This is a genomic window from Mesorhizobium sp. P3_A2, from assembly GCF_056403115.1.
This window is the reverse complement of sequence record NZ_JBFUGC010000013.1, coordinates 1-24,087: the sequence shown is the minus strand read 5'-3', so window position 1 is coordinate 24,087 and position 24,087 is coordinate 1. Positions and strand designations below refer to the sequence as shown.

Sequence of the window (24,087 nt, the reverse complement as noted above, 5' to 3'; positions counted from 1 at the left end):
GAAGCGGCCGGATGAGGAGGCCTTGGCTCTGCCGAAAGAAGTCCAGCGAAAACTATTTCTGGTTCCACTTGCGGATGACGGGCTCGGTCAGGTCGTGCTCGTAGCCGAGGATGCTGATGCTGGCTGTGTCGAGCACGAAATGTGCGCCGCCCTCGGGCGGCAGGCCGAGCCAGCGTGCTGCCAGTACTCTGAGGAAATGCGAGCTCGAAAACACCAGCACGCTGCCCTCGATGGCGCGCAGCCCGGCGATGATCCTGTCGGCCCTGGCGCCGACGTCTCCCGCAGCCTCGCCGCCAGGGCAGCCGTCGCGAAACAATCGCCAGCCGGGGCGCTGCGCAAGAATCTCTTTCGTCTTCACGCCCTCATAGGCGCCATAGTCCCATTCCTGCAGATCGTCCTTCTTCACCGCAGCAGCGCCGAAGCCGGCAAGCGTGCAGGTGTTGAAGGCGCGCTGCGACGGGCTCGACCACACCGCCTGGAAGGACAGGCCCTTGAGCCGGTCCGCAACGGCTCGGGCCGCGGCCTCGCCCGCCGCCGTCAACGGGATGTCGGTGCGGCCCGTGTGCTTTCCCGACGCGCTCCATTCGGTCTCGCCGTGACGTACCAGGTAGATCTCGGGAAACGCGTTGCTCATGCGCGGACCTTTCGGGTTGGAAACGCCCGCACCCTAGCCGGGAAGGCGCGGCCGGCGCCAGCCGCCGCGCATCTGTTGCTAAAGAAACAAGGCCGCAGCCGGCGAAGCGGCTGCGGCCTTGAGGTCGAACGCCTCGGGAGATCAGGCGGGCTGCAGGTCGCCCGACAGCGCCAGATCGGCTTCCTCGGACAATGTGCCGGCCATGGCGGCGGCGAACTTGGTCTGGTCGAGTTCACCTTCCCAGCGCGCCACCACGATGGTCGCCACCGCATTGCCGACGAAGTTGGTCAGCGCGCGGCATTCCGACATGAAGCGGTCGACGCCAAGGATCAGCGCCATGCCGGCGACCGGCACCGTAGGCACGACCGAGAGCGTGGCGGCGAGCGTAATGAAGCCGGCGCCGGTGATGCCGGCGGCACCCTTGGAGCTCAGCATGGCGACAGCCAGCAGCAGGATCTGGTCGCCATAGGTGAGCGGCGTATCGGTCGCCTGGGCGATGAACAAAGCGGCCAGCGTCATATAGATGTTGGTGCCGTCGAGGTTGAAGGAATAACCGGTCGGGATGACCAGGCCGACCACCGAACGGTTGCAGCCGGCGCGCTCCATCTTGGCCATCAGGCCGGGCAAGGCCGCTTCCGAGGACGAGGTGCCGAGCACCAAAAGCAGCTCTTCCTTGATGTAGCGGATCAGCGCCAGGATCGAGAAGCCGTTGTACCATGCAACAGCGCCAAGCACGACCAGCACGAAGAGCAGCGACGTCAGGTAGAAGGTGCCGATCAGGAAGGCGAGGTTGGCGATCGCACTGATGCCGTATTTGCCGACGGTGAAGGCCATGGCGCCGAAAGCGCCGATGGGGGCGGCCTTCATCAGGATGGCGACGAGGCGGAAGATCGGCGACGTCAGCGCCTGCAGAAAATCGACGACCGGGCGGCCGCGGTCTCCGACCAGGGCGAGAGAGATACCGAACAGCACGGAGAAGAACAGCACCTGCAGGATGTCGCCTTGTGCGAAGGCGCCGGTGATGGTGTCGGGGATGATGTTGAGGAGGAAGCCGACGATGGTCGTATCATGCGCCTTCTCGGTGAAGGTGGCGACCTTCGAGGGATCAAGCGTTGCCGCATTGATGTGCATGCCGGCGCCCGGCTGTACAATGTTGGAGACGACCAGGCCGACGACCAGCGCCAGGGTCGAGAAGACCAGGAAATAGATCATCGCCTTGCCGGCGACGCGACCGACCTTTTTCAGGTCGGAGACGCCGGCAATGCCGGTCGTCACCGTCAGGAAGATGACCGGCGCGATCACCATCTTGACCAGCTTGATGAAGGCATCTCCGAGCGGCTTCAGCGAAGCACCGAGTTCGGGATAGAAATGACCGAGCAGAACGCCGGCGGCGATCGCCGTCAGCACCTGCACGTAAAGATGCCGGTAGAAAGGTACTTTGCCGCGCGGTTCGGCGGCAGCGGATGCTGGCTGCATGACGTCCTCCATGGCGCCCCGATCGAAAGCTCGACCTCCCGGGGCATTTGTTTTGACCTCCAGCAGCCTCGCGACTGCTGAATTGGTCACTGCAACTGCCGTGCCAGACTGCGTGGCGAGGTCGTACGCCTTGATTTTATTGACTATTTTAGAGAACCAACGCTGTGTTGGCCTGAGGGAAAGTGCGGACATCCGCATGAGCGAATTGTGCTTTGTGCGAAATCATGCACAAATAGGCGATGCTGCAACGCCCTGCCGCGGTCCTCTCGCCGACGCCCGAGCAACTCGGCAAACGCGCGCGCCGTGCCTGGCTGCTGTTTGCGGGAATAGCGCTCGTGATCGTGGCGACGGCGCTCACCGGCGCCAGCCTTTATGCGCGCCGTGCCGAGGTCGCAACGCTGGCGGCGCAAGGCCGCACCGATGCCAACCTGAAGGTTGCGCTGCTCCGCGCCGTGCTGGAAAGCCCGCGGGCGCTGCCGCTGCTTTTGTCGGAAGACCAGCAGGTGCATGACGCCCTGCAAAACAAGGGCGCAGTCGCGATCGACGTGCTCAACCGCAAACTCGAAGGGCTGGTCTCCGGCACCAAGGCGTCGGTGCTTTACGTCACCGGCGTCGACGGGTTCGCGATCGCTTCCAGCAACTGGCGTGAGGCGACCAGCTTCGTCGGCAACGACTATGGTTTCCGGGCCTATTTCTCCGGCGCCATGCAATCCGGAACCGCCGAATATTTCGCCCTCGGCAATACGAGCAAGCGCCCCGGCCTCTACATTTCGCGGCGCGTCGGCAATGCGGCCGCACCGCTTGGCGTCGTCGTCGTCAAGATGGAGTTCGATCAGCTCGAGGCCGACTGGCACGAGGCCAACCGCCCCGCCTATGTCAGCGACGACCATGGCGTCGTGCTGATCACCAGCGTGCCGTCCTGGCGCTTCATGACCACGGCACCGCTTGCCGGCCCGCTGGCTGCCACCATCCGGAGCAGCCAGCAATTCGGCAACGCGCCGCTGATCCCGCTGCCGATCACCCGCCCTGAGGCATTGAGCCCTGACGTATCGATGGTGCATGCGGTGACGCCCGGCGGCAGCGATGCCGAATATCTCAGACTTTCGACACTGGTCCAATCGACGCCATGGCGGCTCGACTATCTCGTCCCGGCCGAAGCGCCGATCGCGGCTGCGGTGCGTGAAATGCGGCTGCTGGCGCTGGGCGTCGTGGTGCCGCTGTTGGCGCTGGCCGGCTATCTCTTGTGGCGCCGGCAGTCGGCGCAGATGCGCATTGCCGCCGAACAGGCGGCGCGCATCGAACTCGAACGTCGCGTCGTCGAGCGCACGCATGATCTGAGCCTGGCGCGCGACCGGCTGCAGGCCGAGATCACCGATCACCGCAGCACGGAGGCCAAGCTGCAGGTCATGCAGCAGGAACTGGTGCAGGCCAACCGTCTTGCGACCCTCGGCCAGGTTGCCGCCGGCGTCGCGCATGAGATCAACCAGCCGGTGGCGACGATCCGCGCCTATGCCGACAATGCGCGTGTGTTCCTGGAGCGCAAGCAGACCGCCTCGGCCGAGGAGAACCTTGGCGCGATTGCGGCGCTGACGGAGCGCATCGGCGGCATCACCGAAGAGTTGAAGGTCTTTGCCCGCAAGGGCCGCACGGCAGCCGAACCGGTCGAGTTGCGCGGTGTCATCGAAGGCGCCGTGGTGCTGCTCAGGAGCCGCTTTGCCGGCCGGCTGGACGCGCTTGACATCACGCTGCCACCGCAGACACTCAAGGTGATGGGCAACCGGCTGCGGCTGGAGCAGGTGCTGATCAATCTTTTCCAGAACGCGCTGGAGGCGCTGGACGGCCGTGACGGCGCCAGGGTGCAAGTGTCGGCGGAGGAGACGGCCGACGGCGTGGCGCTCGGCGTCGCCGACAATGGACCAGGCATTTCGCCAGCTATCCTCAAGTCATTGTTCACGCCGTTCAACACCTCCAAGGAGAAAGGCCTCGGCCTCGGGCTCGTCATCTCGCAGGACATCGTCGCCGATTATGGCGGCCGCATCGAGGTGGCGAGCGGCAGAGACGGCACGCGCTTCACCGTTCACCTCGCCAAGGCGCAATGATGGATAACCACACCGCACCGGTCATCCTGATCGACGACGACAGCGAGCTGCTGAGAGCCACGCGGCAGACGCTGGAACTGGCCGGCTTTTCAGTGTCGGCCTTTGCGGTGGCGGCCGAGGCGCTGGCCGGGCTCGACGCCAACTTCTCCGGCGTGGTGGTGTCCGATATCAGAATGCCCGGCATTGACGGCCTGCAACTCTTCGACCGCGTCTTGCGGCTCGATCCTGACATTCCGGTGATCCTGGTCACCGGGCATGGCGACATCGCGGTTGCGGTCAAGGCGATCAAGGACGGCGCCTACGACTTCATCACCAAGCCGTTCGCCGCCGACCGGCTGGCGCAAAGCGTGGCGCGCGCAGCGGAAAAGCGCCGCCTGGTGATGGAGAACCGCGCCTTGCGCGAAAGCGCCGAACAGGCGCAGGACGGCCTGCCGCTGATCGGCCAGACGCCGGCGATGGAACGGCTGCGCCGGACGCTCAGGCAAATCGCCGACACCGATGTCGACGTGCTGGTGACCGGAGAGACCGGCTCCGGCAAGGAGGTGGTGGCGAGCCTGCTGCATCGCTGGAGCCGGCGCGCCAACGGAAATTTCGTGGCGCTGAATTGCGGCACGCTGCCGGACACGGTTATCGAAAGCGAGTTGTTCGGCCATGAGGCCGGCGCCTTCACCGGCGCACAGAAGAAGCGGATCGGCCGCATCGAGCATTCTAGCGGCGGCACGCTGTTCCTCGACGAGATCGAAAGCATGCCGGCCTCGACCCAGGTGCAGATGCTCAGGGTGCTGGAAATGCGTGAGGTGACGCCGCTCGGCACCAATGAGATCCGGCCGGTCGATCTGCGTGTCGTCGCCGCTGCCAAGGTCGATCTCGGCGATCCCGGCCAACGCGGCGCCTTCCGCGAGGATCTCTATTACCGGCTCAACGTGGTGACGATCTCGATCCCGCCGCTGCGCGAGCGCCGCGACGACGTGGCGTTGCTGTTCTTCTACTTCGCCGAACGCGCGGCAGCCCGCTTTCGCCGTCAAATGCCGGCCGTGCCTGCTTCGGTGCACCGCTATCTCAGCCAGCATGACTGGCCGGGCAATGTCCGCGAACTCGCGCATTTCGCCGAGCGTTTCGTGCTCGGGCTGGAAGAAGCGGGTGATGCGCCGCCTTCCACCTCGGCGGAAACGGATGACGCCAGATCGCTGCCGGAACGGCTGGAGCGCTATGAGGCCGATGTGATCCGCGAGACACTTGGCCGTAATGACGGCGACGTCCGGCGCACGATCGAGGCGCTCGGCATCCCGCGCAAGACCTTCTACGACAAGCTGCAGCGGCACGGCATCGTGCGCAGCGATTTTTCCAGATAATTCGGGGGTGTGAGCCTAGAGCGGTTCGCCGTTTCACGGAAACGGCGAACCGCTCTATCTCTTTGTTTCGGCGCAATTCCGGACGGAAAACCGATCACACTTTTCCTGGAATTGCTTTAAAGCGTGGCGGATTTTGCGACCCTGTCCGAAAAAACCGTGGCAAGTCGGCATCAGAAGGTGTTGAAGACCGCATCGGCCGCCTTCGGCAAGGCGCGATCCGGTTGCGCTCGGCAGATGTTGATGATTTGTTGCCGGTCAGCGGAGAATGAGTGATGCGAGAACCTGTCGGTCAAGATGAATATGGGTCGACCAGTCCCTTCGATCCGGACGATCTGCCGAATTTGAACGCGATCGGCCCGGCCATGGGTGGCGGCAACGACTTCGAGAAATACGCCGTCGCCGTGATCATCGTCTTCGGCGCGCTGATCATTGGCGGGTTGATGGCCGCTTCCATGGCCTTCGGCCATCGCAACGGCTTCCTGTTCGCGCTTGGCGGCGCGACCGCCGCCTGGATATCGGGCAATGCGCTGCTGCTCGACCGGCCGCGCATCTACGCGCTGTTTGTTGGCATCGCGGCGCTGATGCTGGTGGGATCGACCCTCACGCTCGTCCTTTGATCGATCTTTGTTTGATCGTGATCTAGTATCCCAGGGCCTCGCCGGATGCGGCGCGGCTGTCGATGGCGCCGTTGTAGCGGGCGCCGCCGCCTTTCTCGATTTCCGCAAGGCTCTTGCCGCCGACAAGAATGCCGGCCGCCTGACCCCAGGTCGAATCAACGAGATCGAGGTGGTAGCCCATGCCGGCCAGTAGTTTTTCGGTGTCGGGCGACAGGCCGAACGGTTCGACGTAGATCGTATCGGGCAGCCACTGATGATGGAAGCGCGGCGCGTCGATCGCCTCCTGGATGTTCATGCCGTGGTCGATGACGTTGACGATGGCTTCCAGCGTGATGGTGATGATGCGCGAGCCGCCGGGGCTGCCGATGACCATGAACGGCTTGCCGTCCTTGGCCACGACGGTCGGGCTCATCGATGATAGCGGCGTCTTTCTCGGCTGGATGGCATTCGCCTCGCCCTGGACCAGACCATAGAGATTGGGCACGCCGGGCTTCTGGGTGAAATCGTCCATCTCATTGTTGAGCAGGATGCCGGTGCCATCGGCGACAACGCCGGCGCCGAACGAGCCGTTCAGCGTGTAGGTGACCGCGACCGCATTGCCGTCATTGTCGATGATCGAATAATGCGTCGTCTCCTTCGACTCGCCAAAACCCTTCGGCATCAGGTCCTGAGAGACCCCAGCCCGGAACGGGTCGATCTTGTCGCGGATGTCCTTGGCGTAACCTTTGTCGAGCAGCTTCGAGACCGGGTTGTCGACGAAATCGGGATCGCCAAGGGCCGAGTTGCGATCAACATAGGCGTGGCGCATCGCCTCGACCATGACATGAACAGTCTCGGCCGAGTCGGCGCCGAGATAGGATAGCGGGTAACCTTCCAACACGTTGAGGATTTCGCAGATGATGACGCCACCGGAGCTCGGCGGCGGCGACGAAATGATCTCGTAGCCGCGATAGGTGCAGCTCACCGGCTTCAGTTCGCGCACCGCATACTGCTCGAAATCGGCCTTTGCGAGAATGCCGCCCTTGGCGCCGCTCGCCTTGACGATGGCATCGGCGATGGCGCCTTTGTAGAAGGCATCGGCGCCTTTTTCGGAAATGGCGGCGAGCGAGGCGGCAAGGTCGGGCTGGAGGAGACGCTCGCCGGCGCCATAGGGCTTGCCGTCCGGCTTCAGGAAGATGGCGGCTGCAGCAGGGTCCTTCGCCAGCCGCGCGGCATTGCTTGCGAATGAGGCAGCGTCACCCTGGTCGAGAACGAAGCCATCCTTGGCATAGGCAATTGCCGGCGCCATCAAGTCCTCGCGTGGCAGCGTGCCGTATTTTTCGCGCGCCATCTCGAAACCGGCCACGGAACCCGGCACGCCGACCGCGAGGTAGCCATCAAGGCTGGCGCCCTTCACCGGTTTGCCGTCCTTGTCGAGATACATGGTCTTGGTTGCCGCAAGCGGCGCGCGCTCGCGGAAATCGAGGAACGTCGATTTGCCGTCCTTGAAGCGTATGGTCATGAATCCGCCGCCGCCGATATTGCCGGCATTAGGGTAGAGGACCGCGAGCGCATAGCCGACGGCGACCGCCGCATCGACGGCGTTGCCGCCCTTCTTCAGCACCTCGACGCCGGCTTCCGACGCGAAATGCTGGGCGGTCACGACCATGCCGTGCCCGCCCTTCGCCGGCTGCGGCGAGGCAGCGAAGACGGCTGCGGATGGCGTCAGCGCTATTGCGAGCGAAAGGGTGACGCCAATCAGCGTCCGGCGGGTCAAGGGCATGGCGGTGCTCCAAGTTCAGTGTGCCTAGAAGAGCTACTTGGAGCGGCCGAGTCCATCATCAATATGAGCGAACACATATTGGTGTTCGCCCGCTCGCCGAGGAGTTGCTAATCTCCCCCACGAAGGGGGAGATCAGCCAACCTCAAACAATCCCGCCGCTGCCACCCGCAACCACAGGCCGTTCCGCTGCGACCTTCGCCCTGTATCCTGCCGCACGATACGCGGCGACCGGATCAATGGCGCCGCCGCTCTTCAGCCGCGCCATGGCCAGGATCGGCTCGACATCGGTGCGGTAGGCGCTTTTGAGCGTCTGTGTCGCCATCAGCGCATCATTGCCGTCCTGGAAACCTTCCAGCGCCTTGCGGTCGACCAGCAGCGCCTGCGCATAGGCGCGCTGGACCTCGACCGCCGACAGCATCAGACTTTCGATGGGGTCGGTGACGTTGTGGCTCTGGTCGAGCATATGGGCGGGATCGAAACCCTCGGCGCCGGAAAGCTCGGCATCGACCAGTTCGTTGAAGACGAGGAACAGCCGGTAGGGGTCGATCGAACCGGCATCGAGATCGTCGTCGCCATATTTGGAATCGTTGAAGTGGAAGCCGCCGAGTTTCTTGAACTGGATCAGCCGCGACACGATCATCTCGATGTTGACGTTGGGTGCATGGTGGCCGAGGTCGACCAGGCAGAAGGCCTTGTCGCCGAGCTCCCTGGCGATGAGGTAGTTGGTGCCCCAATCCTGCACGACGGTGGAATAGAAGGCCGGCTCGTACATCTTGTGCTCGGTGAACAGTTTCCAGTCGGCCGGCAGGCCGGCGTAGATCTCCTTCATGGCGTCGAGATAGCGCTCGAAGGCTTTGGCGAAATTCACCTGGCCCGGGAAATTCGAACCGTCGCCGATCCATACCGTCAGCGCCCTGGAGCCGAGCGTCTTGCCGATGTCGATGCATTCGAGATTGTGCTCGACGGCCTGACGGCGCGTGCCGGCATCGGCATGCGACAGCGAGCCGAATTTGTAGGAGAGCTTCTGATCCCTGGCGTCGGAGAAGGTGTTGGAGTTCATGGCGTCGAAGCCGAGGCCGAAGCGCGAGGCCGCCTGCTTCAGCCGGTTCGGGTCGGCCTTGTCCCAGGGGATGTGCAGCGAGACGGTCGGCGTCGCCTGCGTCAACTGGCTGATGACGGCGCAGTCCTCAATCTTGTCGAAGATGTCGCGCGGCTCGCCGGCGCCGGGAAAACGGGCAAAGCGGGTGCCGCCGGTGCCGACGCCCCAGGACGGAATGGCGACGGCGAATTTCTCGACCTTGTCGCGGATGGCATCGATGGCGATGCCGCGACGGTCGAGGCGTTCGCCGAGCGAGGCGTAGTCGCGTTCGAGGTCGGATTTGCGGGCGGCGTTGTGGCTGGCGACGAGGTCGGCGGAGATGATGGTTTCGGACAAGTGCTATTCCTCCCAAATGCGTTCGGTCAGCGCTGCCCCTCATCCGGCCCTTCGGGCCACCTTCTCCCCGTATAGTGACGGGGAGAAGGGAAGCGCTTCGACGTTAGCTCAGCGCGTAAAGCTCTGCGCGTTGCCGGCGTCGACATTGACGATGTTGCCGGTGGATTTGGCCGACATGTCGGAGGCGAAGAAATAGATCGCTTCAGCGATGTCTTCCGGAAACACGGACCGCTTCAGCATCGAGCGCGAGCGGTAGTGCTCCTCCAGATCGTCGGTCGACATCTTGTAGGCGGCGGCGCGCTGTTCCTTCCACTCGCCGGTCCAGATTTTCGAGCCACGCAGCACGGCATCCGGATTGACGACATTGACCCGGATCTGCGCTTCCGCGCCCTCCAGCGCCAGGCAGCGGGCGAGATGGATCTCGGCGGCCTTGGCGGTGCAATAGGCGGCGGCGTTGGGCGAGGCGGCCAGGCCGTTCTTGGAGGCGACGAAGACGACATTGCCGCCGATCTTCTGGGCGCGGAACAGCCGGAAGGCTTCTCTGGAAACCAGGAAATAGCCTGTCGACAGGATGTCCATGTTCTTGTTCCACAGCGCCAGCGTGGTTTCCTCGATCGGTGCCGAGGACGCCAGGCCGGCGTTGGAGACCAGGATGTCGATGCCGCCGAACTCGACCGCCGTCTCGGCAAAACCTGAGATGACCTGCTCTTCGGCAGTAACGTTGATCAGCACCGGGCGGACGAAATCCTTGCCGTAGGCCTTGGCCAGCTCGTCGTTGGCGCTGGCGAGAGCGGCTTCATCGATGTCGGCCAGCACGACGCAGGCACCCTCGCGCAGCAGCCGGTTGGCGGTGGCGCGACCGATGCCGCCGGCGCCGCCGGTGACCAAAGCGATCTGGCCGGCTAACGACTTCGGCTTCGGCATGCGCTGTAGCTTCAGATCCTCGAGCAGCCAGTATTCGATGTCGAAGGCTTCCTGTGCAGGGAGGCCAACATAGGACGAGACGGTCGAAGCGCCGCGCATGACATTGATGGCGTTGACGTAGAATTCACCCGAGATGCGGGCCGTCGCCTTGTCGCCAGCGAAGGTGAACATGCCGACGCCGGGCATCAGGTAGACCACGGCATTGGGATCGCGGATGGCGGGCGAGTCCGGGTGCTTGCAGCTGTCGTAATAGGCCTGGTAGCCGACACGATAAGCGGCAATGTCATCGGCAAGGCGCGCGATGACCGCATCGACATCAGGCTTGGCCGGATCGAACTCGATCACCAGCGGCCGGATTTTTGTTCGCAGGAAGTGATCTGGGCATGAGGTGCCGAGCGCGGCCAGCGGACGCAAATCCCTCGAGTTGACGAATTCGAGCACGGCCGGCTGGTCGTCGAAATGGCCGAGCTTGTGGCTCTTTTCCGAGATCAAGCCGCGGATCCTCGGCATCAGCTTTGCCGCGATGGCGCGGCGCTCGGCGCCGTCGAGCGATTTGACGACTTCGCCGCCGAAGATGGCCAGGCCCTCAGAACGGCGCTCGAACCACTCGATTGCCTGGTTGATGACCGAGATCGTCGTCTCGTAGCATTCCTTGGGCGTGTCGCCCCAGGTGAACAGGCCGTGGCTTTCGAGAATGACGCCTTTGGCCTCGGGATGTTCGACGCAGAATTTTTCCAGCCACAGGCCGAGTTCGAAGCCCGGCCGCTTCCACGGCAGCCAGCCGATGGCGTCGCCGAAGATCTCCTTGGTCAGCGCCTTGGAGTCCTTGGCGGCAGCGACGGCGATGATGGCGTCGGGATGCATGTGGTCGACATAAGGCTTCGGCACATAGGCATGCAGCGGCGTGTCGATCGAGGCCGCGCGCGGGTTGAGGTTGAAGGTGCAGTGGGGGAGGTAGCCCACCATCTCGTCCTCATGCGCGACACCACGATAGAGGCTTTTAAGCGCGCGGAGCTTGTCCATGTAGAGGGTGGCGAAGCCGTCAAGCTTGATCGAGGCGCTATCGCCGCCCGAGCCCTTGACCCAGAGCACTTCGACATCATCGCCGGTGAGCGGGTCCTTCTGCCAGATTTTCGAGGAGGTGTTGCCGCCGCCATAGTTGGTGACGCGCTTGTCGGAGCCGAGCGTGTTCGAGCGATAGACCAGAAGCTCAGGCCCGCTCATCCCTTCGGCTTTCGCATCGTCCCACAGATTGGCAAGGCGCGAGCCGGAGCGCTTGTCGAGCATAATTATCCTCCCTGGGACGCAAAAAGGCGCGGTCCATTTTGCCGGAAATGTCTACGCAAGCACGCTGCTTGTCAATCACAAACGATCAATATCGATCATATTGCACTGCACAATGAAATTATATGATCGGAAATGATTGACACTGGTTGTTTTCTAGTGCCTCATGACCGTGCAGGGAGGAACCATGCACGAGAAAGAGCGCCACAGGATCATTCTGTCCGCCGTCCAGGAAAAGCCTGTGGTGACGGTGCAGGAGATGGTCGACCTGACGGACTCCTCCGAGGCGACGATCCGGCGCGATATCGCGGCGCTCCATGTGCAAAAGCGCCTGCGCCGGGTGCGCGGCGGCGCCGAGGCGATCTCGCCGCCACAGTTCATCGGCCTCGCCGGCCGGCCCTTTTCCGTCAACGAAACGCTCAATGCGTCGCAGAAGCGGGCGATTGCGCGCGAAGCGGTGGAGCTGTGCACAGACGGCGAGCCGATCATCATCAATGGTGGCACCACCACGTTCCAGATGGTGCATTTCCTGACCGGACGCCGCATGCCGATCTTCACCAATTCGTTCCCGATCGCCGAGCATCTGCTCAAGCATTCGAAGAACACGGTGATGCTGTCGGGCGGCACGATCTACCGCGAACAGAACATCATCCTGTCGCCCTTCGACAATGACGTGACGCGCAATTTCTATGCGCGCCGCATGTTCATGGGCGCTCAAGGGCTCGGGCCGCTCGGCCTGATGGAAGGCGATCCACTTTTGATCCAGGCGGAGCAGAAGCTGATCGACCAGGCCGACGAGCTGGTGGTGCTGGTCGACTCCTCGAAATTCCGCCAGCGCTCCAGCCTGATCCTGTGCGGGCTGAAGCGCATCGCCACGGTCATCACCGATGACGGCATCGAGGATCGCGAAGCCAACATGCTGGAAACCGCAGGTGTGACGCTGATCGTCGCCCGCAAGTCGGCAAAGGAAGAATCTTCGCTGCAGGCCTGAGGCCAACCGCAGCGATGATGGAATGCAACAACTCTAGGGAGGAACGTCAGATGAGCTTTTTGAAGAAATTGATGGTCACAGCGGCATTCTCGGCCGCCATGTTCGTGAATGCCGCCTATGCCGAAAACGTCAAGATCGCGCTGGTGGTGAAGTCGCTGGGCAACGGCTTCTTCGATGCCGCCAACAAGGGCGCCGAAGAGGCGGCCAAGGAACTCGGCGATGTCGACATCATCTACACTGGCCCGACCAAGGCGACCGCCGAAGCGCAGATCGAAGTGGTCAATTCGCTGATCGCGCAGAAGGTCAACGCCATCGCCATTTCGGCCAATGATGCCGACGCGCTGGTGCCGGTGCTGAAGAAGGCCATGGAGCGCGGCATCACCGTCATCTCATGGGATTCGGGCGTCGCCAAGGAAGGCCGCCAGCTGCACCTCAACCCGTCCGACACCGGCCTGATCGGCGAGACCATCATCAAGCTTGCCGCCGACTATCTGCCGGAAGGCGGCGAAGTCGCCATCCTGTCGGCTTCGTCGACTGCGACCAACCAGAACGCCTGGATCGAAGCGGCCAAGAAGGTGCTGCCGGAGAAATTCCCCAAGATCAAACTCGTCGCCACCGTCTATGGCGATGACGATTCGGCCAAGAGCACCGACGAAGCCAAGGGTCTGTTGAAGTCCTATCCGAACCTGAAGGCGATCATCGCGCCGACCACAGTCGGCGTCGTCGCCGCCGCCCAGGTCGTCACCGACGCAAACCTGATCGGCAAGGTTAACGTCACGGGTCTCGCGCTGCCGTCCGAGTTCAAGAAGTTCATCGATAACGGCTCCAGCCAGGCAGTTGCGCTGTGGAACCCGATCGACCTCGGCTACTCCGCCGTCTACCTCGCCCATGACCTGGCGGTGAAGAAGGAAGAGGCCAAGCCCGGCGCGACACTGTCGATCGGCCGCGTCGGCAAGGTTACGCTCGACGATACGAACTCGGCTGCGATGGCTCCGCCCTTCCAGTTCGACAAGACCAACATCGAGAAGTTCTCCAAGATCTATTGATCCGGAGCGCCAGTACCCTCCCCCTTGTGGGGAGGGTCGGCGAGGCGGTCTTGCGAAGCAAAACCGGCGAGACGGGGTGGGGGTGGCGACATCTCCATATGCCAGGACCTTGATATGCTAGTAGACCCCGCTCACATCGTTCGCGACCCTCCCCACAAGGGGGAGGGTAAGATCACCCCGCGCCTGACGCTGTCCGGCGTCTCCAAAAGCTTTCCCGGTGTGCGCGCGCTGCACAATGTCAGCCTGTCGCTTTACCCCGGCCAAGTGACCGCGCTGATCGGCGAGAACGGCGCCGGCAAGTCGACGCTGGTCAAGATCATGACCGGCATCTACCAGCCCGACACCGGCACGATCAGCATTGACGGCCAGCGGGTGACCTTGCCCAGCGCACATGCCGCCTTCGGCCATGGCGTCACCGCCATTCATCAGGAAACCGTGCTGTTCGACGATCTGAGCGTCGCCGAAAACATCTTCCTCGGCCATGCGCCGCGCACACGCTTTGGCACCATCGACTGGCGCACGATGCGCAAGAATGCGCGCGAAGTGCTCGACACCATGCATGCCGGCCATATCGACGCCGATGCGCGGCTGAAGGACCTCGGCATCGCCAACAAGCATCTCGTCGCCGTGGCGCGCGCCATGTCGATCGACGCGCAGATCGTCATCATGGACGAGCCGACCGCGGCCCTTTCGATGAAGGAGATCGAGGAGCTTTTCCTTCTCATCGAATTCCTCAAGGAGGAAGGCAAGGCGATCCTGTTCATCAGCCACAAGTTCGACGAGATCTATCGCATCGCCGACCGCTACACGGTGTTCCGCGATGGCGAGATGGTCGGCGAAGGGCTGATCAAGGATGCCGGCCAGAGCCAGATCGTGCGCATGATGGTCGGCCGCTCCGTCGATCACATCTTTCCGCAGCGCAAGGCCGAGATCGGCGCGCCGGTGCTGTCGGTCTCCGGCCTGTCGCACCCGACCGAATTCAACGATATCGGCTTCGAGCTGCACAAGGGCGAGATCCTCGGCTTCTATGGCCTTGTCGGCGCCGGGCGCAGCGAGGTGATGCAGGCGATTTCAGGCATCACCCGCGTATCGGGCGGGACGATCACACTCGAAGGCAAGGCGATCGCGCCAAGATCGGCGGCGGATTCGATCGAGGCCGGCATCGTCTACGTGCCGGAGGAACGCGGCAAGCAAGGCGTGGTGATCGGCCTGCCGATCTTCCAGAATGTCTCACTGCCTTCGCTCAAGCGCACTTCCAAATCCGGCCTGCTGCGGCTGGCCGAGGAGTTTTCGCTCGCCCGCTCCTACACCGAGCGGCTGGACCTGCGCGCCTCCTCACTCAGCCAGGATGTCGGCACCCTGTCGGGCGGCAACCAGCAGAAGATCGTCATCGCCAAATGGCTGGCGACAGCGCCCAAGGTGATCATCCTGGACGAGCCGACCAAAGGCATCGATATCGGCTCCAAGGCCGCCGTGCACGGTTTCATGGCCGAGCTCGTTGCCCAAGGCCTGTCGGTGATCATGGTGTCGTCGGAACTGCCCGAAATCCTCGGCATGTCCGACCGCGTCGTCGTCATGCGCGAAGGCCTGGTTGCGGCGGTCTACGACAATAAGGGGCTGGACGCCGAAACGCTGGTCAGGACGGCAGCGGGGATCGCGGCATGAAGGCTTTTCTGAAATACCGCGAGATCTGGCTGGCGGCGGCCATCGTCGTTTTGATCGGCCTGATCTCGACGCGCTTCCCTGCCTTTGCCGACCCCGGCAATCTCGGCCAAGTGTTCAACGACACCTCGATCCTGATGATCCTGGCGCTGGGACAGATGGTTGTCATCCTGACGCGGTCGATAGACCTGTCGATGGCCTCCAATCTCTGCTTCACCGGCATGGTGGTGGCGATGCTGAACGCAGCGCATCCGGCGATCCCGATCCCGCTGCTGATCGTGACAGCGCTCGCCGTCGGGCTGGTGCTCGGCGCCATCAACGGTCTGCTGGTGTGGCGGCTGAACATCCCCTCGATCGTGGTGACGCTGGGCACGCTCACCATCTATCGCGGCGCCACTTTCGTCCTGTCCGGTGGCGCCTGGGTCAATGCCGACAAGATGAGCCCTGACTTCATCGGCTTCCAACGGGGGGCCTTCCTCGGCATTCCGGTTCTGTCGTGGATCGCCATCCTGGTCATCGCACTGTTCTTCATCCTGATGACGCGAACCGCGCTCGGCCGCTCGATCTACGCCATCGGCGTCAACCCGACGGCGTCGGTCTATGCCGGCATCGATGTCGGTCGCACCAAATTCATCGTCTTCTGCATCTCCGGCATGATCGGTGGCCTCGCCGGCTATCTCTGGATCTCGCGCTATGTCATCGCGTCGGTCGAGGTCGCCAATGGCTACGAGCTCAACATCATCGCCGCCTGTGTCATCGGCGGCATCTCGATCGCCGGCGGCATCGGCTCGGTCGGCGGCGCGGTGCTGGGCGCGCTGTTCCTCGGCATCATTTCCAACGCGCTGCCGGTCATCAACATCTCGCCCTTCTGGCAGATGGCGATTTCGGGCAGCGCCATCATTCTGGCCGTCGTGCTCAACGCGCGCGGCGAACGCCGGCAGGGCCGTATCATCCTGCGGAAAGCGGAGACGGCATGAGCGACGTTCCTGCCCCGCGCCACATTCCCGACCGGCTCGACAAGCCGCTCTCTTCGGCGATCTTTTCCTGGGAAACGCTGCTGGTCGCGGTGGCCATCGCCATCTTCGCCGTCAACAGTTTCGCTTCGCCCTATTTCCTCGACGCCTATTCGCTGTCGGACCTGACCTTCAATTTCACCGAGAAAGGCCTGATCGCCTTCGCCATGGCGCTGCTGATTATTTCGGGCGAGATCGACCTTTCGGTGGCCGCCATTATCGCGCTCGCCTCGACGCTGATGGGGATGGCGGTGCAGGCCGGCGCGGATACTCCCGTGCTGGTGGCGATCGGCATTGTGGTCGGGTTGGGCTGCGGCGCCTTCAATGGCCTATTGGTGACAAGGCTCGGCCTACCCTCCATCGTCGTCACCATCGGCACGATGAGCCTGTTTCGCGGCATCGCCTTCATCATCCTCGGCGACCAGGCCTACAAGGGTTACCCCGGGAGTTTTGCTTTCTTCGGCCAGGGCTATGTCTGGTGGGTGGTGTCGTTCGAGCTGGTGCTCTTCCTCATAGCGGCCGTCGTCTACTGGTTCCTGCTGCATCGCACGAGTTTCGGCCGTCGGGTCTTTGCCATCGGCAACAATCCGGTCGCCGCACAGTTTTCCGGCGTGCGCGTCGGCCGTATCAAATTCATCCTGTTTTGCCTGACCGGGCTGATGGCGGGCATCGCCTCGGTGCTGATCACCTCGCGTCTCGGCTCGACGCGGCCGTCGATCGCGCAGGGGTATGAGCTCGAAGTCATCACCATGGTGGTGCTGGGCGGCGTCAGCATTCTGGGCGGCTCCGGCAGCATTTTAGGCGTCGTGCTCGCCGCCTTCATCATGGGCCTAGTGACCTTCGGCCTCGGCCTGCTCAACGTGCCCGGCATCGTCATGTCGATCTTCATCGGCCTGCTGCTGATTGTCGTCATCGCGCTGCCGATCGTCTGGCGGCGGCTGCGTGGTGTCAGCTGATGGCCGAGAAATACGCCTTCAAGATGCAGCTCAAGCCCGGCATGAAGGCCGAGTACCAGAAGCGCCACGACGAGATCTGGCCGGCACTGGTGGCGCTGCTGCAACAGGCCGGCGTTTCCGACTATTCGATCCATCTCGACGATGAGACCAACATCCTGTTCGGCGTACTGTGGCGGCGCGACGATCATGGCATGGCCGACCTGCCGAGCCATCCAGTGATGCAGCGCTGGTGGGCGCATATGGCCGACATCATGGAGACCAGACCCGACAACGAGCCGGTGGCCATACCGCTGGAAACAATGTTCCATATGGCATGAGCGCCCTTCGGCATATCGCCGTCATCGACATCGGCAAGACCAACGCCAAGGTGGCGCTGGTCGATCTCGTCACGCTGAGCGAGGTGGCTTTGGGCCGGATGGCCAATGCGCCGCTGCGGCAGTCGCCCTACCCGCATCACGACGTCGAAGGGCTGTGGACGTTCATCCTCAACAGCCTCGCCAGCCTCAACCGCGAGCAGCGCATCGACGCCATTTCGATCACCACCCATGGCGCAACAGGCGTGCTGGTCGACGCTCCTGGTGAACTGGTGCTGCCGGTGCTCGACTATGAATTCGATGGCCCCGACAGGCTGGCGGCGGAGTATGACGCTATCCGTCCGCCGTTCACTGAAACCGGCACGCCGCGCCTGCCGCTCGGCCTCAATCTCGGCGCGCAATTCTTCTGGCAGCAGAAGCGTTTTCCCGCCGAATTCGCCAAGGCCGCCGCGATGCTGATGTATCCACAATATTGGGCGCTGCGCTTGACCGGCGTCGCCGCCAACGAGGTGACCTCGCTCGGCTGCCACACCGATCTGTGGGACCCGTGGACAGCCGATTTTTCGTCGATGGTCGACAGCCTGAAATGGCGCAGCCTGATGGCCCCGGTGCGGCCGGCCAGGGATCGGCTCGGCCCGATCCTGCCTTCGCTTGCCGCACGAACCGGGCTTGGTCCGCAGACACCAGTCTTCTGCGGCCTGCACGATTCCAACGCCTCGCTGCTGCCGCACCTCCTGTCCGACGCGCCGCCCTTCTCCGTCGTCTCGACCGGCACCTGGGTGGTGTCGATGGCGGTCGGCGGCAAAGCGATTGCGCTCGATGCGGCGCGGGATACGCTGGTCAATGTCAGTGCACTTGGTGCTCCCGTGCCCTCGGCGCGCTTCATGGGCGGGCGTGAATTTTCCCTGCTGACCAAAGACAAGCCGCAGGATTGCGGCGGCAGTGACGTGCTCGCGGTTCTGACCAAAAAGATGCTGCTGTTGCCGTCGACGCAATGGGGATCGGGACCGTTCCCGCGCCACGCCGCGGCATGGCTCAGTGCCGACGGCATCAGCAAGGGAGAGCGCTTCGCCGCCATCTCGTTCTATCTGGCGCTGATGACGGCGACCTGCCTCGACCTGATCGGCGCCGACGGTTCGACCACCGTGGAAGGACCGTTTGCCCGCAACCGGCTTTTCGTCGACATGCTCGCCGCGGCGACCGCGCGCACCGTCATCGCCTCCGAGGCGGCCACCGGCACCAGCATCGGCGCGGCACTGCTGGCAACGGATCAGGTAACAGCGCACGGCAAGGGCGAGCGAATAGACCCGCAGACCGACCCGATCTGGGCGGCCTATGTCAGCGCGTGGCGCAAGGCCGTAAGAGCGCAGGGCTGATCACAGGATTCGCTTGCCGAAGGCCGACATGACGAAGCTGACGGCGTCGGTGGCGATCCTGGGTTCGAGGTCGGCCGTCAGGCCCGAGACATCCATCGACAGCAAGCCGCCGGACAGCGCGATCGCCTCCATTGCCTGGTGTGTCTCGCGCACGGTCAGCCCGCCGGAACCGGCAGCCCAGCCGGCGAATTCGGTGGCCGTTGGCGAATAGCTGACGTGAAAGCCTTGCGTGCCTGACGTCGCGATGCGGATCGCCTCATGCATGAGGTCGCGCATGCCCATGGCGTCGATGTCGGTCATGGTGAAGGCGGAAACGCGCGAATCCTTCAGCACCCGCGCTTCCGCCGGATCGGCATGGCGCAGGCCGATGATGACGACATTTTCCGGCGACAGCTGCGGTTGCAGCGCGCCGGCCTTGTGGTCGAGCCCCAATATGCGCGCCAGCACCGAGGCTTCGGGCAGATCGGTGCCCTCCCCGTCCTCGGGCATCAGCGCGGCGATGGAATCGATCCAGATCAGGCCGAAGGAATGCGTCGCGCGCGCCGTTGCGGTCAGCGCCTTGTGGGCGATGCGGCGATCGGCGCCGGCGGCGAGCCGGATCAAGCCTGAGGGCGGCCGTTCGATGTCGGCCAGTTCCACCACGTCGAAATTCATCGCCTCCAGCCGCGCGCCGGTGCCTTCGCGAGCCAGGATGCCGGCGGCTGCCTGTTCGGCCGAGATCGACACCATCTTGCGGCCGGAGAAATCCGCCACATCGTGCATCGGCGCCTTCTCGACATATTCCGAAGTCATCGCCAAAAGCATGGCGCCATAGTTCATGCGGAAGGCGACACGGTCGCCGACGGCAGGCCGTGGATCGGCGTCCTGCACGTCGAGCAGCAGATGGTCGCTGGAAGCGCCGAGCACCCTCACCCCCTTGGCGATCGGCGTCAGCCCTTCGACCAGCACGTCCTCGCGGCCGATATTGGCGATGGCGCGCAGCCGGTCGCCTTCGTCGGGAAAGACCGGCTGGTTGCCGAAAGCGTCGTAACCGGATTCGCCTATCGGCCGCGACGGCTTGAGCTTGACCTCGATGATGTCGCTGGTCAGCCGGCAGGCATCGGGTTCGAGTTCCGGCCATGGCACATCGCGGAAGGTTTCGATGCCGCCTTGCAGGATCGCCTCGCCCACCCGGAGATTGTTGATGCCGGCCGGCAGCTTGCCTTCGAGCAGCAGCGTCAGCGATGACGAGGCGCCACCGGAAATGAAGTCGAGGCTTTTGCCGGACAGGCGCTCGGTCTTGTAGGCATGGGCGACAAGCTGGCCGAGATTTTCCGGCGTCGGCATGATGGCGCCGAAGCAGCCGAGATTGGTGCCGATGCCGGCAATGCGCACGCCCTTGAACGCCAGGATCTGCTCGACGGTGGGGATCAGGTCGCTCGGCCAGATGCCTTCGCGGAGATCGCCGAGATCGATCATCAGCATGATGTCGTGGACGCGGCCCATGCGCTCGGCGATGCGCGATATCTCGCGGATCGTGGTCAGCTCCGACTGCAGGCTGATGTCCACTGTGCGCACCACTTCCTCGACGCGCGCCATTGGCGGGCTGCGCAACAGCATGATCGGCGCGCTGATGCCGCTGTCGCGCAGCCGGCGGATGTTTTCGAAACGCGATTCGGCGATGCCGGCGACACCGCCGCGCAGCATGGCGCGCGCCACTTGCGGCATGCCGCAGGTGCCCTTGGTGACGCCGAAGACCTTGATGCCCGACAACGCACAGCGTTCGACGATGGTGCGCGCATTGCGCTCGATGCGGCCAAGGTCGATGGCGACTTGCGGTCCCGACATACCTAGCCTCCGTAGACCAGACCTTGCGGGTCGATCTCCGGCTTGCGGCCGGCGACGAGGTCGGCCAGGAATTTGCCGGAGCCGCAAGCCATGGTCCAGCCGACATGGCCGTGGCCGGTGTCGAGATAGAGGTTTTTGTAGCGCGCCTGGCCGATGACCGGCACCGAGTTTGGCATCATTGGCCGCAGACCCGCCCAGAGCACCGCCTTTTTCTCGTCGAAGGCGCCGGGGAACAGGTCCTTGCCGGTTCGGAACATGGCGGCGAAGTCACTTGGACGATGGGTGCGGTCGAAGCCGGTGAATTCGGCGGTCGAAGCCAGCCGCAAGCGGTTGCCCAGCCTGGAATAGGCGATCAGCTGGTCCTCGTCGGCCCCGCCCATGGTCGGACCTTTGCTCTCGTCCTCGAGCGGTATGGTCGCCGTGTAGCCCTTCACCGGATAGACCGGCAGGTCGATGCCGTAGCGGCGGCCGAGCAGGCCGCTTTCCGGCCCCATCGAGATCACCACGGCGTCGCCTGCGACCGGACCGGCCGAGGTCATCACCGCGCGCACCCGGTCGCCTTCGATGTCGAGGCCTTCAACCGTGGTGTCGAACAGGAATTTGACGCCGAGCTTTTCGCTGGCATAGGCGGCGAGCTTTTCCACGAACTGCCGGGAATCGCCGGTCTGGTCGATTGGCGAATAGACACCGCCGGCGATCTTTTCCTTCACGCCGGCGAGGCCCGGCTCCAGCTCGATCAGCCGGTCGCGGCCGACGATCTCGATCGGCAGGCCGTGTTCGGCGAGATAGCGATAATTGTCGGTGCCGGTGTCGAGGCTGTGCTGCGAGCGGAAGAAATAGAGGATGCCCTTCTTGCGCTCGTCATAGTGGATGCCGGTGTCGGCAGAGATGGCGTTGATGCAATCTCGCGAATAGAGCGCGAGGCGCAATTTGACCCGGCTGTTGGCGCGCAGGCGCGCCACCGTGCACTGGCGCAGGAAGCGCAGGCTCCAAGCGAGGAAATAGGGATCGAAGCGCAGCCTGACCTTGATGCCGAGATCATGATTCCACAGCGCGCGCAGAAAAGTCTTCAGCGCCGCCGGCGAGGCCCAGGCGGTGGCGTCGCCGGGCGATACCAGGCCGGCATTGGACTGGCTGGTGCCGCGCGCCGGCGCCGGATGCCGCTCGATCACGGTGACCTCGTGGCCGTCGGCGGCCAGATAATAGGCGGCCGCCGTACCGACAACGCCGGCCCCGAGCACCGTTATCCTCATGCCGTTCCCCCAAGCTCTTCGCGGCGCAGCGCCTCCACGCTTTGCTTGCGAATGCCTTCAATAGCGCTTCGCCGCGCGCCTTGCGAGCCCTTTGGGGGCGTTGGGAGCCTCTCGGCTCAGCCCCGGGCTGAGTTCTTGCCGGTCAGGATACGCTCCCAGGCGAGCGCGTCGGCAACGATCTGGTCGAGATCGTCGCGTTGTGGGGTCCAGCCGAGTTCGGCGCGGGCGAGATCGGAATTGGCGACCACCGCAGCGGCGTCGCCCGGGCGGCGGTCGCCCATCTTGACCTCGAAATCGCGGCCGAAGGCGCGGCGCACGCTGTCGATGACCTCAAGCACCGAATAGCCATGGCTGTAGCCGCAATTGGCGACGAGGCTGTCGCCGCCTGCGCGCAGCCGCTCCAGCGCCAGGCGATGCGCCGCGGCCAGGTCACTGACATGGATGTAGTCACGCATGCAGGTGCCGTCCGGGGTCGGATAGTCGGTGCCGAACACCTGCATGAAGGGGCGCTTGCCGAGCGCGGTCTCGCAGGCGACCTTGATCAGATGGGTGGCGCCCGGGGTCGACTGGCCGGTGCGGCCTCTGGGATCGGCGCCGGCGACGTTGAAATAGCGCAACGCCGTGTAGCGCAAAGGATGGGCAAGCGCCGCATCGCGCAGCATCCATTCGCTCATCAGCTTGGACAGGCCGTAGGGCGATTCCGGCGCCAGGCGGGCATCCTCGCGCACCGGCTCGAGGCCTGCGCCGCCATAGACGGCGGCGGTCGAGGAGAAGATGAAATGCGGCACCCCCTCGCGCACCGCGGTTTCGATCAGCGTGCGGGTCTTCGAGGTGTTGTTCTCGTAATAGGCGAGCGGATCGGCAACCGATTCCGGCACCACGATCGAACCGGCGAAATGGATGATCGCGTCGACCTTGTTCTCCCGGATGATCTGGCCGACCAGTTCCTTATCGGCAACATCGCCGACAACCAGCTTGGCTTCCGGCGCCACCGCCCATTCGAAGCCGGTGGAAAGCCGGTCGAGAACGACGACGCTCTCGCCGGCATCCAGCAGTTCCCAGACCATGTGGCTGCCGATGTAGCCGGCGCCGCCTGTCACCAAAACCGTCATTCCGTATCCTCGCTATTCAAGATTTATCGGAAACTGTCCCAAATGCCGCCTTACTGGAAAGACCGCCGCAGGGCTATACAAGACCGGTGTGTTAAGTCCGTAACAGTCTCAGCGGCCCAAGGCATCGTAGTGAAACAAAGTTGATGCACATCAAGGGAATAAGGCACGATCCCGGGTCGTTAGGAACAGTGGCGGGGCGTGGCATTTTGACCAAACAGGCCCGGTGGACGGCGAATGGGCCAATGATTATGATCCCGCGCAAAACTGGGAAGGCGACATGAACTATCAACGGTTCTTCGAGGAAGCGATCGACCAGCTCCATGCCGAGCGGCGCTACCGTGTCTTCGCCGATCTCGAGCGTATCGTCGGCAAGTTTCCGCGCGCCATCTGGCGTTCCAATGGCCGCGCCGAGGAAATCACCGTCTGGTGTTCCAACGACTATCTCGGCATGGGCCAGAACCCCGATGTCATCGCCGCGTTCCAGAACGCGGCCGGCAAGATGGGCTCGGGCGCCGGCGGCACCCGCAACATTTCCGGCACCAGCAACCCGCTGGTCGAGCTCGAAGTGGAACTTGCCGACCTGCACGACAAGGAAGCGGCCCTGGTCTTCACCTCCGGCTTCGTCTCCAACGAAGCCTCGATCTCGACCATTGCGCGTCTGTTGCCCAACTGCCTGATCATCTCGGACGAGTTGAACCACGCCTCGATGATCGAGGGCGTGCGGCGCTCGGGCGCCGAAAAGAAGATTTTCCGCCACAATGACGTCGCGCATCTCGAAAGCCTTTTGCAGGCGGCGGGTCGCGAACGCGCCAAGCTGATCGTCTTCGAGAGCGTCTATTCGATGGATGGCGACATTGCGCCGATCAAGCAGATCGTCGAACTGGCCGAACGCTACAACGCCATGACCTATGTCGACGAGGTCCATGCCGTCGGCATGTACGGACCGCGCGGCGG

General features: G+C 63.7%; 19 protein-coding genes. 11 read left to right on the top strand and 8 right to left on the bottom strand.

Annotation, left to right across the window (positions count from 1 at the left end; genetic code table 11):
• Positions 1-52: 52 nt before the first annotated feature.
• The gene (locus AC1DXM_RS25615) at positions 53-634 is read right to left on the bottom strand and encodes a histidine phosphatase family protein (RefSeq protein ID WP_477237412.1); all 582 of its coding nucleotides are present in this window, start codon (positions 632-634) and stop codon (positions 53-55) included.
• 141 nt (positions 635-775) lie between these two features.
• The gene (locus AC1DXM_RS25610; protein WP_477237411.1) at positions 776-2,110 is read right to left on the bottom strand and encodes a dicarboxylate/amino acid:cation symporter; all 1,335 of its coding nucleotides are present in this window, start codon (positions 2,108-2,110) and stop codon (positions 776-778) included.
• A gap of 239 nt (positions 2,111-2,349) precedes the next feature.
• Between AC1DXM_RS25610 and AC1DXM_RS25605 the strand changes: the two genes are divergently transcribed.
• The 3 genes from AC1DXM_RS25605 (at position 2,350) to AC1DXM_RS25595 (ending at position 6,178) form a co-directional block, all read left to right on the top strand.
• Positions 2,350-4,209 (top strand): sensor histidine kinase, encoded by a 1,860-nt coding sequence (locus AC1DXM_RS25605; protein ID WP_477237409.1) that lies wholly within the window; start codon positions 2,350-2,352, stop codon positions 4,207-4,209.
• Positions 4,206-5,561, top strand: coding sequence for a sigma-54-dependent transcriptional regulator (locus AC1DXM_RS25600; RefSeq protein WP_477237407.1), 1,356 nt, complete (start codon positions 4,206-4,208; stop codon positions 5,559-5,561). The genes AC1DXM_RS25605 and AC1DXM_RS25600 overlap by 4 nt, the downstream gene beginning before the upstream one ends.
• Before the next feature lie 272 nt (positions 5,562-5,833).
• Complete coding sequence (locus tag AC1DXM_RS25595) at positions 5,834-6,178, top strand: hypothetical protein (RefSeq protein WP_477237405.1); 345 nt, start codon at positions 5,834-5,836, stop codon at positions 6,176-6,178.
• Between the two features lie 22 nt (positions 6,179-6,200).
• On the opposite strand, the gene ggt is transcribed toward AC1DXM_RS25595, so the two are convergent.
• From ggt to AC1DXM_RS25580, 3 genes are all read right to left on the bottom strand, one after another.
• Positions 6,201-7,940 carry a gamma-glutamyltransferase gene (gene ggt, locus AC1DXM_RS25590; protein WP_477237403.1) on the bottom strand — a complete coding sequence of 580 codons (1,740 nt, stop codon included), beginning with the start codon at positions 7,938-7,940 and terminating at the stop codon, positions 6,201-6,203.
• 142 nt (positions 7,941-8,082) lie between these two features.
• Positions 8,083-9,375, bottom strand: a complete 1,293-nt coding sequence (gene rhaI, locus AC1DXM_RS25585; RefSeq protein WP_477237401.1) for an L-rhamnose catabolism isomerase — start codon at positions 9,373-9,375, stop codon at positions 8,083-8,085.
• 108 nt (positions 9,376-9,483) lie between these two features.
• Entirely contained in the window at positions 9,484-11,586 is a 2,103-nt protein-coding gene (locus AC1DXM_RS25580; protein WP_477237399.1) for a bifunctional rhamnulose-1-phosphate aldolase/short-chain dehydrogenase, read from the bottom strand.
• A gap of 184 nt (positions 11,587-11,770) precedes the next feature.
• Here AC1DXM_RS25580 and AC1DXM_RS25575 point away from each other — a divergent pair, with 184 nt between their 5' ends.
• The 7 genes from AC1DXM_RS25575 (at position 11,771) to AC1DXM_RS25545 (ending at position 18,941) form a co-directional block, all read left to right on the top strand.
• Complete coding sequence (locus AC1DXM_RS25575) at positions 11,771-12,574, top strand: DeoR/GlpR family DNA-binding transcription regulator (RefSeq protein WP_192258893.1); 804 nt, start codon at positions 11,771-11,773, stop codon at positions 12,572-12,574.
• 50 nt (positions 12,575-12,624) lie between these two features.
• Positions 12,625-13,620 (top strand): rhamnose ABC transporter substrate-binding protein, encoded by a 996-nt coding sequence (gene rhaS / locus AC1DXM_RS25570; RefSeq protein ID WP_477237397.1) that lies wholly within the window; start codon positions 12,625-12,627, stop codon positions 13,618-13,620.
• A gap of 114 nt (positions 13,621-13,734) precedes the next feature.
• Entirely contained in the window at positions 13,735-15,285 is a 1,551-nt protein-coding gene (locus tag AC1DXM_RS25565; protein ID WP_477237395.1) for a sugar ABC transporter ATP-binding protein, read from the top strand.
• Positions 15,282-16,259: an ABC transporter permease gene (locus AC1DXM_RS25560; protein WP_477237393.1), complete on the top strand. Its 978-nt coding sequence runs from the start codon at positions 15,282-15,284 to the stop codon at positions 16,257-16,259. Before AC1DXM_RS25565 ends, AC1DXM_RS25560 begins: the two co-directional genes overlap by 4 nt.
• Complete coding sequence (locus AC1DXM_RS25555) at positions 16,256-17,251, top strand: ABC transporter permease (protein ID WP_477237391.1); 996 nt, start codon at positions 16,256-16,258, stop codon at positions 17,249-17,251. The genes AC1DXM_RS25560 and AC1DXM_RS25555 overlap by 4 nt, the downstream gene beginning before the upstream one ends.
• Entirely contained in the window at positions 17,251-17,568 is a 318-nt protein-coding gene (rhaM, locus tag AC1DXM_RS25550) for an L-rhamnose mutarotase (RefSeq protein WP_477237389.1), read from the top strand. Before AC1DXM_RS25555 ends, rhaM begins: the two co-directional genes overlap by 1 nt.
• Entirely contained in the window at positions 17,565-18,941 is a 1,377-nt protein-coding gene (locus AC1DXM_RS25545) for an FGGY-family carbohydrate kinase (protein ID WP_477237387.1), read from the top strand. The genes rhaM and AC1DXM_RS25545 overlap by 4 nt, the downstream gene beginning before the upstream one ends.
• Here AC1DXM_RS25545 and AC1DXM_RS25540 read toward each other — a convergent pair whose 3' ends face one another.
• From AC1DXM_RS25540 to galE, 3 genes are all read right to left on the bottom strand, one after another.
• A complete protein-coding gene (locus AC1DXM_RS25540) occupies positions 18,942-20,768 on the bottom strand; it encodes an alanine racemase (RefSeq protein WP_477237385.1) in 1,827 nt (608 codons plus the stop codon). It lies immediately after the preceding gene.
• A gap of 2 nt (positions 20,769-20,770) precedes the next feature.
• The gene (locus tag AC1DXM_RS25535) at positions 20,771-22,021 is read right to left on the bottom strand and encodes a D-amino acid dehydrogenase (protein WP_477237383.1); all 1,251 of its coding nucleotides are present in this window, start codon (positions 22,019-22,021) and stop codon (positions 20,771-20,773) included.
• A gap of 116 nt (positions 22,022-22,137) precedes the next feature.
• A complete protein-coding gene (gene galE, locus AC1DXM_RS25530; protein WP_477237381.1) occupies positions 22,138-23,133 on the bottom strand; it encodes a UDP-glucose 4-epimerase GalE in 996 nt (331 codons plus the stop codon).
• A gap of 277 nt (positions 23,134-23,410) precedes the next feature.
• Here galE and hemA point away from each other — a divergent pair.
• A partial coding sequence (gene hemA, locus AC1DXM_RS25525; RefSeq protein WP_477237379.1) for a 5-aminolevulinate synthase occupies positions 23,411-24,087 on the top strand: 677 nt, incomplete at its 3' end.

Bases quoted from the DNA above. Each gene is read 5' to 3' on its own strand.
- AC1DXM_RS25595 (WP_477237405.1), top strand. From the start codon at position 5,834: ATGCGAGAACCTGTCGGTCAAGATGAATATGGGTCGACCAGTCCCTTC.
- AC1DXM_RS25555 (WP_477237391.1), top strand. From the start codon at position 16,256: ATGAGCGACGTTCCTGCCCCGCGCCACATTCCCGACCGGCTCGACAAG.
- AC1DXM_RS25545 (WP_477237387.1), top strand. From the start codon at position 17,565: ATGAGCGCCCTTCGGCATATCGCCGTCATCGACATCGGCAAGACCAAC.
- AC1DXM_RS25535 (WP_477237383.1), bottom strand. From the start codon at position 22,021: ATGAGGATAACGGTGCTCGGGGCCGGCGTTGTCGGTACGGCGGCCGCC.
- AC1DXM_RS25540 (WP_477237385.1), bottom strand. From the start codon at position 20,768: ATGTCGGGACCGCAAGTCGCCATCGACCTTGGCCGCATCGAGCGCAAT.
- rhaS (WP_477237397.1), top strand. From the start codon at position 12,625: ATGAGCTTTTTGAAGAAATTGATGGTCACAGCGGCATTCTCGGCCGCC.
- AC1DXM_RS25560 (WP_477237393.1), top strand. From the start codon at position 15,282: ATGAAGGCTTTTCTGAAATACCGCGAGATCTGGCTGGCGGCGGCCATC.
- AC1DXM_RS25600 (WP_477237407.1), top strand. From the start codon at position 4,206: ATGATGGATAACCACACCGCACCGGTCATCCTGATCGACGACGACAGC.
- AC1DXM_RS25580 (WP_477237399.1), bottom strand. From the start codon at position 11,586: ATGCTCGACAAGCGCTCCGGCTCGCGCCTTGCCAATCTGTGGGACGAT.
- AC1DXM_RS25565 (WP_477237395.1), top strand. From the start codon at position 13,735: ATGCTAGTAGACCCCGCTCACATCGTTCGCGACCCTCCCCACAAGGGG.
- AC1DXM_RS25610 (WP_477237411.1), bottom strand. From the start codon at position 2,110: ATGCAGCCAGCATCCGCTGCCGCCGAACCGCGCGGCAAAGTACCTTTC.
- AC1DXM_RS25615 (WP_477237412.1), bottom strand. From the start codon at position 634: ATGAGCAACGCGTTTCCCGAGATCTACCTGGTACGTCACGGCGAGACC.
- AC1DXM_RS25575 (WP_192258893.1), top strand. From the start codon at position 11,771: ATGCACGAGAAAGAGCGCCACAGGATCATTCTGTCCGCCGTCCAGGAA.
- rhaM (WP_477237389.1), top strand. From the start codon at position 17,251: ATGGCCGAGAAATACGCCTTCAAGATGCAGCTCAAGCCCGGCATGAAG.
- ggt (WP_477237403.1), bottom strand. From the start codon at position 7,940: ATGCCCTTGACCCGCCGGACGCTGATTGGCGTCACCCTTTCGCTCGCA.
- galE (WP_477237381.1), bottom strand. From the start codon at position 23,133: ATGACGGTTTTGGTGACAGGCGGCGCCGGCTACATCGGCAGCCACATG.
- AC1DXM_RS25605 (WP_477237409.1), top strand. From the start codon at position 2,350: ATGCTGCAACGCCCTGCCGCGGTCCTCTCGCCGACGCCCGAGCAACTC.